Origin of the sequence: Peribacillus frigoritolerans (assembly GCF_001636405.1) — a bacterium.
Taxonomy (GTDB): domain Bacteria; phylum Bacillota; class Bacilli; order Bacillales; family DSM-1321; genus Peribacillus; species Peribacillus frigoritolerans.
Genome location: NZ_KV440950.1, coordinates 4,542,368 through 4,556,130 on the forward strand (window position 1 = coordinate 4,542,368; position 13,763 = coordinate 4,556,130).

The following is a 13,763-nucleotide window of genomic DNA, read 5'->3' on the forward strand; positions in this document are numbered from 1 at the left end:
GATCCAAAGCCTTATTGAAAACTCTATACTTCCCCAAAGTAAAAATGATATCAATATGCCGATGGTTTTACAAGAGGGAATCATTGCAGGCCAATACGGCCCCTGTTTGGTCAAACGCCGGGACATAATTCCAAATGGAGTGAATTTACTGATAGCCTTGCCTTTCGGGTCTTTGACTCCATTAAGATAAAACTTTCTAATCGGGGACTACATTGGTAATCCCCATGAATTTACCTTTTCCTATTTATTTACGATGTGAATTGCATGTCCCAAAACTGCTTCAGCCGCTTCCAGCCACCCCTCGGTCAAGGTCGGATGAGGATGCATGCTGAGGGCTATATCTTCGACCCGAGCCGCCAGCTCAAGGGCAAGGACCCCTTCACCTATAAGGTTGGAAGCATCAGCACCTACCATATGCATTCCAAGCAATATATGACTATTGGCATCCACGATGACTTCTGCAAACCCCTCCGTTTCATTCGTTGCAAGCGCCCTTCCGTTGGCACTGAACGGAAATTTGCCAACCTTGACGCTGTATCCCTGTTGTTCGGCTTCTTCACGGCTTAAACCAACACCAGCTATTTGTGGTTCCGAGAAGATTACATAGGGAACATAAGGCGAGTCAACGGCACTTGGCAGCCCCGCTATCACTTCAGCTGCCACGATCCCCTGTTTGGACGCTCGATGGGCAAGTGCCGGACCAGGCGTAGTATCACCGATGGCAAAGATGTGCGGCACATTTGTACGGCATTCCATATCCACTGCTATATGGCCTTTCTCACCAACCGTCACTCCAGCCCTGTTCAGGCCAATTTCTTCCGTGTTAGGAATCCTTCCAATTGTAACCAGGGTCTTTTCGCTCACGACCGCTTCCGTACCCTGTTCTTCCGAGGAAACAAGAAGATGCACTTGACCATCCACTACACTCGCTTTCTCTACCCTCGAGGATGTTTTGATATTGATCCCGAGCTTCTTAGCATTCCGGGTGACGTCCTTTACCAGGTTTTCAGCAACTTGAGGGAGTATGCGATTGGCCATCTCAATTATGGTCACTTTAGTCCCTAACTTTGCAAATGCCATACCCAGCTCGATTCCGATATATCCTCCGCCAATGATCGACAAGCTCGCTGGAACTTCATTCAGCTGCAAAGATGATGTTGAATCCAATATATATTCCCCATCGACTTTTATGAAGGATGGAATGAAAGGCCTGGACCCTGTCGCAATAATTGCCTGTTCAAACTTGTAGGTTTCAAAATCGCCACCGGTTTCAACTCCAATGCGGTCATCAGATAAAAAAGTTGCTTGGCCTTTAACCACCGTCACTCCGTTTTCCTTACACAAATGGGCAATACCATGCCCCAACTGGGATGTGATGCCCCCTTTCCAATCCTGCCAAACCCCCAGGTCCATAGTGGTTCTTTCCTGAGGCAGCCGGATTCCCATTTTCCCTAAATCGTTAAGCCCATGGTATTGATCAGCTGCGTGAATCAATGCTTTTGAAGGTATACAGCCCCGATTAAGGCAAACCCCGCCCAACTTATCCTTTTCAACCAGCACGACCGATTTACCTAACTGGCCGAGACGGATAGCCGCAGCATATCCTCCCGGACCTCCTCCCATGATGACAACATCCGTTTCAACAGCAACTTCCCCTACTACCATTTATCTCATCTCCACAACTAAACGAATTGGATTTTCCAGCAATTCCTTGATTTTATTGGTAAAGTGCACCGCTGTTACCCCATCAATCAAACGATGATCGAAAGAAAGAGACATATTCATCATTAAACGGATAACACCTTCCAAATCGCGAACGACCATGCGATGTTCCATTTTATGCAAAGCTAATATGGCAGCTTCCGGATAGTTAATGATCGGGGTGGCGTGCATCCCTCCGATCGGTCCTACATTGCTGATGGTAAATGTACTGCCTGTGATTTGGTTTATACTCAACTTCCCTTCACGGGCTTGGGTTGCCACTTGCCTGATTTCATCAGCCAGTTGGAAAATGGTTTTTTGATCGGCATGTTTGATCACAGGAACAATGAGACCCTCTTTTGTATTCGTCGCAATCCCAATATGATAATAGTTTTTCAGGATGATTTCATTGGTTCTTTCATCAATTGAAGCATTTAATGTTTTGAACTCCTTTAAAGCGATGACAATGGCTTTAACGAAAAACGGCAAAAAAGTCAATTTTATATCCTTATCATCTGAGTACTCCTTTAATTGACTTTTAAATTCCTTCAATCGGTCCATTTCCAATTCATCTACATGCGTTACATGAGGAATGGTCGAAACGGACTTCACCATATGTTCAGCTATTTTTTTACGAATGCCTTTAAGCGGAATCCGCTCTTCCCGCTCATTTTCCAAACCATTTGCCAGTACGGCATCCTTCATCGGGGCCATCTCTTGACCAGTCTTGTCATCATGCTGATTGGCATCTTCCCGTGTAATCGAATCATTTTCTTTAAACTGCTTCAGGTCACTTTCGGTAATTCGCCCAGCCGGACCGGAACCTTTAACCTTCTCGATATCAATCTTCATTTCCCTGGCCATTTGACGCACGAATGGGGTTGCCAACGCACGCACTGCCTGATGGTGCTGTTTAGTCGTAATATGCTCCGCATTTACTTTTACATCACCGGATTGCCCGACTTGGTTTTCTTCTTCACTAATATTTGTATCCGGAACTGGTACATCGTTCTCTTCCTGAATTGTGAATATAGTGGTTCCCACTTCCACGATATCCCCAACGGAAAAAAATATTTTCTTGACCACTCCCGCTGCCGGAGCTGTCAATTCCGCATTGACTTTATCCGTTTGCACCTCAACAATGGGTTGGTCCTGTTTTACCGCATCCCCTTCTTTGATGAGCCATTGGATAATTTCCCCTTCATGCATCCCTTCCCCTACATCAGGAAGTTTAAATTCCATCATGCGTCATCCTCCTTCTCTTTCTCCCTAAATCAATTAAAATGATAACGTTTCGACAATTCCTTGTTTTACACGGTCAACAGTCGGTAAATAATGATCTTCTATTGTAAACGGCGGAACCGGTACATCAAATCCTGTTACACGCTTAATCGGCGCTTTCAGGTAAATAAGAGCTTCATCATTAATGATGGAGATAATCTCCGCACCTAATCCGGCCGTCTTATGGGCTTCATGGACGATCAATGCACGACCTGTCTTTTTAATGGATTGAACGATCGCATCCCTATCTAAAGGGTATAAAGTTCTAAGATCGACCACTTCACACTTCCAGCCTTTTTCTGCTTCAATCCTTTTCGCGGCATTCAATGCCTCCCTTAACATGGCCCCCCAGGCAAAAATGGTCAGGTCGCTTCCCTCCTGGACCACTTTTGCCTGACCGATTGGTATTCGGTACATTTCATCGGGAACTTCTTCCTTGAAGGCCCGATACAATTTAGTCGGTTCCAAAAAAATCACTGGATCTGGATCTTCGAGCGCTGATATGAGCAGCCCTTTTGCGTCATATGGATTACTAGGTGCAACCACCTTTAAACCCGGAGTATGGGCAAAGAAGGTTTCGACACTTTCGGAATGAAGTTCAGGACCCCTGATTCCGGCACCATATGGCGTACGGATTACGAGGGGCACCCCAAATTGCCCACGAGTACGATACCTCATACGGGCAGCATGGGAAACGAGCTGCTCGAAACCCGGATAAATAAAGGCGAGAAACTGGATCTCCACTATGGGCAGCATTCCGTTAAGAGCCAAACCAATGGCAGAGCCGATGATTCCGGATTCAGCTAATGGCGTATCCACAACTCGATCTTTTCCATACTTCTCATAAAGTCCTTCCGTCGCTCGAAAAACCCCGCCATTCACTCCAATATCCTCACCCAAGATCATCACGCGATCATCATGACCCAGCATTTGGTCCAGCGCTTCCGTAATAGCCTGGAGCATCGTTAAATTTTTGCCCATCATTTCTTCCCGCCTTTCCTTAAGATTTGGTTCAATTCCTGCTTCTGTTCCTTAAGATGCCATGTCTCCTCGGCATATACATGATTAAACATTTCGAGCGGGTCGGATTTCGGATACGCTTCGGCCTTTTTAAGGTGGGCATCGATCAGTTCGTTGAATTGCTTTAACACCAATTCTTCCTGCTCTTCATTCCAATGACCCTCTTTATTCAAATACTTTCTAAGGCGTGTAATGGGATCGCGGTTTTCCCTCCAGAACGTTGAAATTTCGTCCTGATCGCGATATATGTTCGGATTGTCTGCAGTAGTATGGGCGCCATAGCGAAAGGTAATGGCTTCGATTAATGTAGGCCCTTCCCCTTTAAGCGCTCTTTCGACAGCCTCCTTTACAGTCATCCATACGGCAAAAATATCATTTCCATCCACCCGCACCCCATGGATGTCATAAGCAGCAGCACGCTGGGATATTGTTTTTGATGCCGATTGCTTTTCAAAAGGGACACTGATTGCGTAGCCATTATTTTGGCAGAAAAAGATTGTCGGGGTTTTATAAACGCCGGCAAAATTCAGTGCTTCATGAAAGTCCCCTTCAGAAGTCGCTCCATCGCCAAAATAGGCGATGCTAACATTCTTTTCGCCTTTAAGCTTACTTGCCCAAGCCGTTCCAACTGCATGAACCATTTGAGTGGCAATTGGAACACTTGGAGGCAATATCCTTTTTCCTTCTGGACAAATCGAACCATCAAAATGCGCCATCCAGTATAGGAAAACACGGTATAATTCCTGTCCATGAATGATTGCCGCTCCATGATCACGGTATGTGGGAAACATCCAATCCCCTGCCGACAATGCTAAAGCGCTTCCTGCTTGGGATGCTTCCTGCCCTTCGAAAGGTGCATAAGTCCCAATCCTGCCTTGGCGCTGGAGATTTATTGATTTTCGGTCAAATGTTCTGAGCAGGAGCATGCTCTCATACATCTTTAACATAAGTGATTTATCGATTTTTCCATCAATCGCTTCAATCATTTCCCCATCAGGAGTCAATACACGAAACATTTCCGGCTCAACTCCACTTGAATGCGCTTTCATTATTGGGTTTCCCGTCTTTTCCATTTCATTTCTCCCCTTAAGATAGATTTGTTTCGCAAACTTACCTAGGTTTTGAACAGTCATGAAATAACAGCCCAAAATGTTTTTATTGGTCTTTCTGTCTGTGATTAAATGCTGTTTCATAAACTACATTTCCTTATATAAAAGGATAATACATCCATGTTTTTAATAATATGTTAAATAGAATGAATTTTTTACATATTACCTTTATTTAGAAGATGTTTTCTGATACTTCGCCTTCATTTTGAAAATGAGAACCTTTAATGGGAAATTTCATAATGATTACCTTCAAAATGTGATATGCTCCCGACAGATTTAGAACCTTCATCCAAAAAGTATCCAGCACAAAAAAGACCCATTATATTAATATATGGGTCTTAGACTGTAAAAAAACTCCAAGAAATCAGTTGCCTACGTTTTTTCAACAGACAGTTGATTTCAGAAATCCGCATCCCTTTGCGCCGACTGCCTGCCAAGCGTCTGTGGGGTCTCGGCTAGCCAGTTTTTCGGCAGGAGTGTCGCATATTTCTTCCATCCATTAAGGAGTACAAGAAAAAACATGAAGGATAAACTAGTCTAAAACTTGGTTCGTAATAGACCAGCCTGCAGTTTTTTCTTTAAAAATTCCAGTTGATTTCAGAAATCCGCTCCCTTTCCGCCGACTGTCTGCCAAGCCTCCTCGACACAAGCGTCTGCGGGGTCTCGGCTAGCCAGTTTTTCGGCAGGAGTGTCGCATATTTCTTCCATCCATTAAGGAATACAAGAAAAAACATAAAGGATAAACTAGTCAATTAAACATGGTTCGGAATAAGACGAGCCAGCATTTTTTTCAATAACACAAAGTTGATTGGAACGGAAGGCGCGAGACTCCTGCGGGAAAAGCGTGGCATGGGAGACCCCGCAGGCGCACCGAGGAGGCTCCCGCCCGCGGAAAGCGAGTGCATGAAGTTGAAATCATTACACATACCCTCTTTCAGAAATCCGAAATTAGATCAATGTTACCCTTTTTGCATTTCATGATGGGGTAGGAGCCGCAACGGGAATTGCACCCAAAGGTAGAAAAGGTCTATTTTTCAAATGTTCCTTTAACGACAGCATGGCCATCTTTGACCATCATCTGCCCCATCGCGATAACACTATTTATTTCTAAAGTTCGTTGATTCATCATGATGATATCGGCGTCCTTACCTACCGAAAGCTTTCCCTTTGCAGAAAGCTTTAAAATATTTGCCGGGTTTTCTGTCACAACCCGTAGGGCATCGGCAATTGCCACTCCATCCTCGAGGACCGCATCGACAACACAATCATATAACGACATGCATGTACCAATGTTCAAACCGCGCAGGTTACCGCTTCCATCGAAGTCAGGCAGGCTGGCTTGCCCATCTGAAGTTATGGTGATCTGCCCGATTTCAACGCCTTCTTCTAGTGCCATTTTAATTGCTGTACTTGCTTTGACCTCGCCTTCTTCAAGGAATTTCTGGATTGTACTTGTCGTAAAATCTATATACCCCCCTTTTTTTGCATATTCCACCCCTGCATTGAATAAATGCGGATTTCGGTTTATATGTGTAGGGTAGAACTGAGTGATCGGAATTTCCGTTGTCTCGACAACTTCTTCAATTACGTGCAAATGATCTAGACTGTCGCCGACATGAATATTGACGATACCGCTTTTCCCGGATAACAGACCTCCATTACGTGCCTGCGAGGCCAGTTTAGCGAGTTCGGCTGCAGTCGGCTGCGAAGAACGATGATCGGCAATGGCTATTTCGCCAACACCGATAATTTTATCCACAAGAATCAAATCATCCTCGATCTTACCAGTTAACGTCTTGACTGGAACTTGATACGAACCAGTCTGAACGAAGCAGCTAATTCCTTCTTCTTCAAGCGCTCTCGCTTTAGCGAGCAGTGCAGGCATCGTCCTTGTCGTACCATCTGTGCCGATGACCCCTACCAAAGTCGTTATACCGGCTAAAGTGGCATCTGTTAATTGGATTTCAGGTGTCCTCGATTTAAAACCCCCTTCCCCGCCTCCGCCGATAATATGTACGTGGGCATCTATAAAACCCGGAGCCACAATTTGACCACTCGCATCAATCACTTTCATTTCAACGAAATTGGCAGGTACATCAATCTGGTCCTCAATGAAGCCAATTTGCTTTCCTACCAAGAGGATATCTTTTTGGCCCATATATTCCGGTCCATAAAGCTCCCCATTTTTAATAAGCGTGAGCATTGTCCATTCCCCCTCCAAAAATTGAAATTTTCAAATAGGTTTCAAAATCTTTCACGCGGGTAAATATACAACATGACCCGCTAACAATTACATAAAAAAAGTCCAAAACATACTTCTTCATTTTTAAACGTTGTAGCTGAATTGACATCTTGATTATGCTTTTCCAAAAGTATAAAAACAAAAGGAGTAAACGACATGAATAAAGTGATTTCTTCTGACATTCAAACAAATAAAAGATTATCCATGCGACAAATCATGAACCTATATCAAGTTACAAAAGAATTTAAAGGGAATATATATTTTATCTGCAATCATAAATTGGTCGATGCCAAGAAACTTTCGACTTTCGTATCCTTCGTGCTCATTCTTCAAGAGTGTGCAACGATGAAAGTCATACTTGAAGGCGAGAATGTACACGCCATGCTTGAAAAAGTACAGGCTATTTGTAAAGAAAATGATGAAAGTGCATTTCGTTTCCAATCGAACCAAACCGTAAATATTTAAATGATTCCAACTACGTTTGAAGAGGGTGTATTTATATGAGAACCATTTTAATGGTGATAGGCGCAATCGTCGTAATCGGCATAATAGCAAATCTCATTTTTTAAGAATGATGAAAGACTGTCAATTATTGACAGTCTTTTTTGTTGATTTGATTTAGAAAGGCTTGATCATGCTTCCGGACCTGGGAATCACCACGGAACCTCCCAGTCCCTCCATTTATTCAAGCCTTCCCGTATTTCATTTCCTTTGTCTATCCAATATTGTCTCCTCTTCTCCTCTTCTTCCTTCTCCTGTTGCTCAGCTATAAGTGCCTGTTGTTCTGCTATAAGCGGACCGATATCTTGAGCTTTAAAAGATTGAGCAGCTTGATTCTGTAAGGCTTTCGACATTATTTTTTGAAAGATGAGTGCACTTCCCTGACTGCTGTGTGTCGTTAGATAATGTTTTGCGTCCGTCTTATCATATCCCGCCCAAACAGCACCGACCAGCGAAGGTGAATAACCGATGAACCATTGATCTTTAACCCCTGATACTCCTTCGATGGGAACTTGTGTAGATCCTGTTTTACCTGCTATTTCATAACCGGAAACAGCCGCGTTTTTCGCTGTGCCATATTCCACTGTTCCAAGCAGCATGGCATTCATTTTGTCGACGGCGCCTACAGAGGTCACTTTGGTGCTTTTCTCTTTCCAGGCGGCAACCTCTTTTCCATCGGCATTTTCTATCCTTACAATGGCGTGGGTTTCCATCCGTTCTCCTTCGTTGGCGAAAGCAGAAAAGGCTCCTGCCATCTGCAGCGGGGACACACCTTTTTTCATCCCTCCTAAAGCGATAGACAGGTTTCGATCATCCTTGTCATATGGAATCCCAAACCGCTTAAGTGAATCAAGCCCCCTATCGATGCCAATCTCATTCAATAGCCAAACCGTCGGTACATTCAAGGAATTCATCACCGCTTCATACATGGGGACTTCTCCTTTATATTGACCACTCAGGTTTGTTGGCTCATATTCACCGAAGCTCATTTTTTCATCCTTTAAAGGGTCAGTGATATCATATCCCTCTTCAACAGCCGGCGTGTAAACGACAAGCGGTTTAATGGATGAACCAGGAGACCTTGTCAGTTGGGTTGCCCGGTTATATCCCATGAATTGGTGTTCACCCCTCCCGCCGACAAGTGCTTTTATGCCGCCTGTTTCAGGATCAAGAAGGACAGACCCGCTTTGAACCAGTTCCTCTGTACTCGTTCCAACCGGAAAATTGGCTGAATTCTCATACACGCTTTCTGTAGCCTGCTGCATGGACTGGTCCAGGGTCGTGTAAATTTTATACCCCTTTGAAAGCAGCTCCTCAAGCTTAATTCCATATTTACTCGATGCTTCCGATAAAACATGATCGACATAATAAGGATACTTACCTCTTAATGGATCGGCTCCCTCTCCCCCCATAAGAAGTGTCACCGAATCTTTTTTTGCGGCCGCTTCTTCATCTTTCGTCAAATAACCATGTTCCGCCATTCGCGAAAGAACCAAATCACGCCGATTCACTGCACCATCCAAATTCTTGTATGGATCAAGTTTGGATGGCAAGTTAATGACTCCCGCCAGCAAAGCTCCCTCGGCAACGGTCAATTCAGAGACCTCTTTGGAAAAATAAATATTTGCAGCCTTTTTGATTCCCCATGCCCCATGGCCAAAATAAACTTGATTCAAATACATTTCCAGGATTTCATCTTTTGTATATTTATTTTCAACTTCCTGGGCTAGAAAAAACTCTTCTATCTTCCTCTTCAGTGTTCGATCTGATTCCAGCATCGTGATTTTCACAAGCTGCTGGGTGAGCGTGCTCCCGCCTTCAACAACACTTCCAGCCTTCGCATTTTTAACCAAAGCCCGCATGATCCCTTGATAATCTATGCCGTGATGTTCATAAAAACGGTGATCCTCAATGGAAACCACCGCTTGTTTCATATGTTCCGGTATTTCATCTATCGCAACGCCCTCGGATTTATTTGCCGTGATCGTACTGGCCAGATTCCCATCCAGATCATAGATCCCTGTCGGTTGCTGAAGACTATTTTCAAGATGACTTATATCAGCACCCTGCCTGAAATACAATAGTGAACCGGCGCCTAAAACCACAATCGCCAATATTATAATTAGACCTAATTTCACTAACCCTCTCATTTGTACCCCCATTTTCCCATCTGCGACATGTTTCATTAAAAATATTTTACCCTTTTTGTTAAAGAAAAATCGTCGATTGAATAAAAGGCGCTCATTTCTTGTAGCACTTTACACGTGAATCGCATCCTTGCCGATGATATCCCTTCATCGTCTGAGTATGCCAATTAACTGAAGGAGCATTTTCATCCTACCATTTTAACAATGCTCGTATCTATCCTTTACCCGTAAAAGGCAATCTATATACCGATTAAAGGCGTGAAGCCATTTAAAAGCGGGTATAACACTATTAAGGTCTTATAAAGGGGAGAGATGATAGTAATGAAAGACTTAAAACATATTGTCGTCGCTTTTGATGGAAATGAAGAAAGTAAACGGGCCGTCGAATATGGAGCAACATTGAAAAAGGCCTTTCCAAAAGCTGAGTTGACCGTCGTTCATGTCCTAAATGATAAGGTTGAACAGCGTATCATGGGTAACGCCTCCGCGCCGGGGTTCGTGCCCTCTGCCGGATTTTATGTGGATCCAGTCCAGACACATCCTGTTGTTGAAGTTGACCAGCCAAGAAATCAAAAGGTAAATGACACCCCCTCCGCCCTCGAGAATAGTATTCAGAACGCAGAAAGTAATACGTTGAGATTGTTAAGTGAATGTCAAGTGACGGGGAAATTCGAACTATTGGAAGGATATGCGCCAGATAGCGTATGTGACTTTGCAGCGAGAAATTCAGCTGATCTTATCGTTGTCGGCAATAGCGATAAAAGCGGTTTGGAAAAATTCTTCCTTGGCAGTACAAGTAGTTCCATTGCGAAAAACGCACCATGTTCGGTATTCATTGCAAAATGAAGAATGAGCGGGTTTTTCCCTATTGGTTCGAGTCATACATTCTCCGAAAAAGGCCGGATTCATATAGAATCCGGCCTTTTTCGGATTTTTTCAGTATTACATTCGGAGCAGCCTAAAGACACCGGGTTGCTAATTGCTGCCCAAAACCACATCCTGCATCAGTGCTGACTATCAGGTTCAAAATGGCTGAACCAGAACCGTTCACCCTCAGCCTTTAGGCTCCCCTTATGGAAGTATTTAATTTTCGATCATCGGTTAGAATATCTATTAGTTTCTTTAAATGCCAATTAAAGAAAAACTGTACATGTCATCGAAACTCACCCTTTTACCATTTCATGTAAATATCATTTCGTTTATCCAACTTCTTTACAGACTTTCAATACACCTGCTGATAACCAAGTTAGAATACGACAATTTTTCTATAGACTCACTAAGGTTTGATTTTATTAAGCCTAATTTACATTGGGGAGGGAATGGACATGGATAAACATTCGATATCAGCTGAAAAAGGCGCCTACATAAGCATTGCCGCTTACATATTCTTGTCTGCTCTTAAATTGTCATTTGGTTATTTCGGTGATTCTAAAGGGCTTTGGGCTGATGGTTTAAATAATACGACCGACATCATCGCTTCCATAGCCGTTTTGATTGGTTTGAAAATTTCAAAGAGACCTCCTGATGATAATCATTCATATGGTCATTTACGGGCGGAAACCGTAGCGTCATTGGTAGCTGCCTTCATCATGATCACTGTGGGCCTTCAGGTTATATACAGTGCCATTGAATCCTTCTTTCACCAAGATTCAACAACCGTACCCAGTATGCTGACCGGTTATGTCGCTCTATTCTCTGCCATCTTCATGTACGGAACCTACCGTTATAACCTTACATTAAGTAAAAAAATCAACAGCTCTTCCATCTATGCCGTTGCTCAGGATAATCGTTCCGATGCCCTTGTCAGTGTTGGTGCTTTCATTGGAATCATCGGTACTAAGTTGGGAATCCCTTGGCTGGATGCGATAGCTGCAGCAGTCGTTGGGGTCATTATATGCAAAACGGCCTGGGATATCTTTCGTGATGCGTCCATCTCTTTAACCGATGGTTTCGACGAGCAGCTCCTGCAAAAGATCGGACAAACCATTATATTGACAGAGGGTGTTAAAGACATGAGTGAAATTAAAGCACGGATGCACGGAAGTGAAATCCTGCTCGAAACTACCGTTCATGTCAACCCTCTTTTGACCGTCATCCAAGGTCATGATATTACAGTTAGAATCGAAGAAAATCTTTTGAAGGAATATAATATCCAGCATGTGATCGTACACATCGAACCATATGCATTTCATAAAAAAGGTAACCGTCATTAACTTTACGGATACCTTTTTTTGTTATTTATTCCTGTAATTACTGTAATAAAACTGTGTCAAAAAAAGGTATTTATTGATTGATTGCCGAATATTTATCCAATTGACACATGTTAAAGGAACAGTAATCTGTTATCATGAAAACAAGTTGTAATTATTTTGATATTTTGTAATTTCATTCAAATAAAGTACTTTCTGGTTCAAAAGTAAATTCATTTTCCTATAGTATGGAGGGCAAAATGGTATCTAATCGAGAAATGACCATTCACTTTTTATCTTCTCAAAAAAACAGTATCATTTCCAAATGGAAAGATGAGTTGCTGCATTTACCGGACGGATATCTGGGGTATTTCAAAGGAGAAGTGGAAAATATTTTTAATTTTCTAATGGATCAGGTTGGAAAATCGGATACTGACATAGACGATGTACTGAAGGTCGTAGGGGAAAAAATTGCGGCTGATCGCGTTACTAAGCAATTGGATATGGAAAATTTCTTTTCCACTGTAACCATCGGGAGATCCGTCATCATAGAGCACATTTTGAATTCCGGCGCACACAAAGAAGAAATATCGGCTCTAATAAAACGGGTAAACGTTTACTTCGATAAACTCATTCATTTTGCATTATCCCATTATACCGAATTGAAAACGATGGAACTTGAAGAACGCTATCAATTCATAAGCCCAAACCATAAAGACCGTTTGACGCTCCTTGGCCAAATGACCTCAAGCTTTGTCCATGAATTCAGAAATCCACTGACTTCCATCATGGGGTTCATACAATTATTACAGGCAGAACAACCTGAGATAAAGTACCTTGATATCATTTCAAAGGAATTGGATCAGCTCAATTACCGGATCACGCAATTTCTTAATATTTCCAAAAAGGAGACTTCAACAACACAAGCTGATCTATTTTCCATTGCTCAGCTTGTGAATGAGGTGATCGAATTTTTATATCCCAGCATTTTGGAAGTTAATGCTTCCATTACATGCAATATTGCCGAGGATGCCGTAATTTCGGGTTCTAAAGAAGAATTCCGTCAAGTTTTACTAAATATTATATTAAATGCTCTTGATGTGGTTGCAGGGATGCCTTCCCCATCCATTTACATTTCAGGCTCTGAATCGCCACCCGGCATTCTTACTTTAAATATATCGAATAATGGGCCGAAGATACCTGACGACGTCCTGCCGAATATTTTTGAGCCATTCATCACCACAAAAAAAAGAGGAACGGGATTGGGATTATTCGTCTGTAAAGAAATCGTTTTAAAGCATCAAGGAACATTATCCTGTCACTCTACCGATTTCCTAACAACCTTTTCCATACAATTAAAAACTAAATAATGGATAAATATCCTTTTTTCCTTAGGGTTTTAGTGTGAAATTTTTGACTGATTGACGTCCAGTTACTTATACTAATAGGAAGGTTCCACTACTGATCGAGGTGAATGATCCTATAGATTGAAAATAAAAACCAGATTTCATACAAGATAGCGAATTATTTTTCCATCTAACATTTTATATACTGATATCATTTCATTCATTAT

At 42.6% G+C, this 13,763-nt stretch carries 10 protein-coding genes; 4 read left to right on the forward strand and 6 right to left on the reverse strand.

What is annotated here, in order from left to right; all coding sequences use genetic code 11:
• Positions 1–240 precede the first annotated feature (240 nt).
• The 5 genes from lpdA to iadA all read right to left on the reverse strand — a co-directional run bounded on the left by lpdA (position 241) and on the right by iadA (position 7,314).
• Entirely contained in the window at positions 241–1,665 is a 1,425-nt protein-coding gene (gene lpdA / locus A6755_RS21465) for a dihydrolipoyl dehydrogenase (protein ID WP_063591900.1), read from the reverse strand.
• Positions 1,666–2,946 (reverse strand): dihydrolipoamide acetyltransferase family protein, encoded by a 1,281-nt coding sequence (locus tag A6755_RS21470; protein ID WP_063591901.1) that lies wholly within the window; start codon positions 2,944–2,946, stop codon positions 1,666–1,668.
• Positions 2,947–2,979: 33 nt separating this feature from the next.
• On the reverse strand, positions 2,980–3,963 hold the full coding sequence (locus A6755_RS21475) for an alpha-ketoacid dehydrogenase subunit beta (protein WP_063592649.1): 984 nt from the start codon (positions 3,961–3,963) through the stop codon (positions 2,980–2,982).
• Positions 3,963–5,075: a pyruvate dehydrogenase (acetyl-transferring) E1 component subunit alpha gene (gene pdhA, locus A6755_RS21480; RefSeq protein WP_241636849.1), complete on the reverse strand. Its 1,113-nt coding sequence runs from the start codon at positions 5,073–5,075 to the stop codon at positions 3,963–3,965. The genes A6755_RS21475 and pdhA overlap by 1 nt, the downstream gene beginning before the upstream one ends.
• Positions 5,076–6,138: 1,063 nt before the next feature.
• On the reverse strand, positions 6,139–7,314 hold the full coding sequence (iadA, locus tag A6755_RS21485; protein ID WP_063591902.1) for a beta-aspartyl-peptidase: 1,176 nt from the start codon (positions 7,312–7,314) through the stop codon (positions 6,139–6,141).
• A 195-nt stretch (positions 7,315–7,509) separates the two neighbouring features.
• Between iadA and A6755_RS21490 the strand changes: the two genes are divergently transcribed.
• Positions 7,510–7,818: a hypothetical protein gene (locus A6755_RS21490; RefSeq protein ID WP_034314818.1), complete on the forward strand. Its 309-nt coding sequence runs from the start codon at positions 7,510–7,512 to the stop codon at positions 7,816–7,818.
• A gap of 188 nt (positions 7,819–8,006) precedes the next feature.
• Here the strand turns inward: A6755_RS21490 and A6755_RS21495 are convergent, their stop codons facing one another.
• Positions 8,007–10,004 (reverse strand): transglycosylase domain-containing protein, encoded by a 1,998-nt coding sequence (locus A6755_RS21495; RefSeq protein ID WP_244889703.1) that lies wholly within the window; start codon positions 10,002–10,004, stop codon positions 8,007–8,009.
• 318 nt (positions 10,005–10,322) lie between these two features.
• Here A6755_RS21495 and A6755_RS21500 point away from each other — a divergent pair, with 318 nt between their 5' ends.
• From A6755_RS21500 to A6755_RS21510, 3 genes are all read left to right on the forward strand, one after another.
• A complete protein-coding gene (locus A6755_RS21500; protein ID WP_063591904.1) occupies positions 10,323–10,847 on the forward strand; it encodes a universal stress protein in 525 nt (174 codons plus the stop codon).
• A 473-nt stretch (positions 10,848–11,320) separates the two neighbouring features.
• Positions 11,321–12,214 (forward strand): cation diffusion facilitator family transporter, encoded by an 894-nt coding sequence (locus tag A6755_RS21505; protein WP_063591905.1) that lies wholly within the window; start codon positions 11,321–11,323, stop codon positions 12,212–12,214.
• A gap of 236 nt (positions 12,215–12,450) precedes the next feature.
• The gene (locus tag A6755_RS21510) at positions 12,451–13,560 is read left to right on the forward strand and encodes a sensor histidine kinase (protein WP_063591906.1); all 1,110 of its coding nucleotides are present in this window, start codon (positions 12,451–12,453) and stop codon (positions 13,558–13,560) included.
• Positions 13,561–13,763 lie beyond the last annotated feature (203 nt).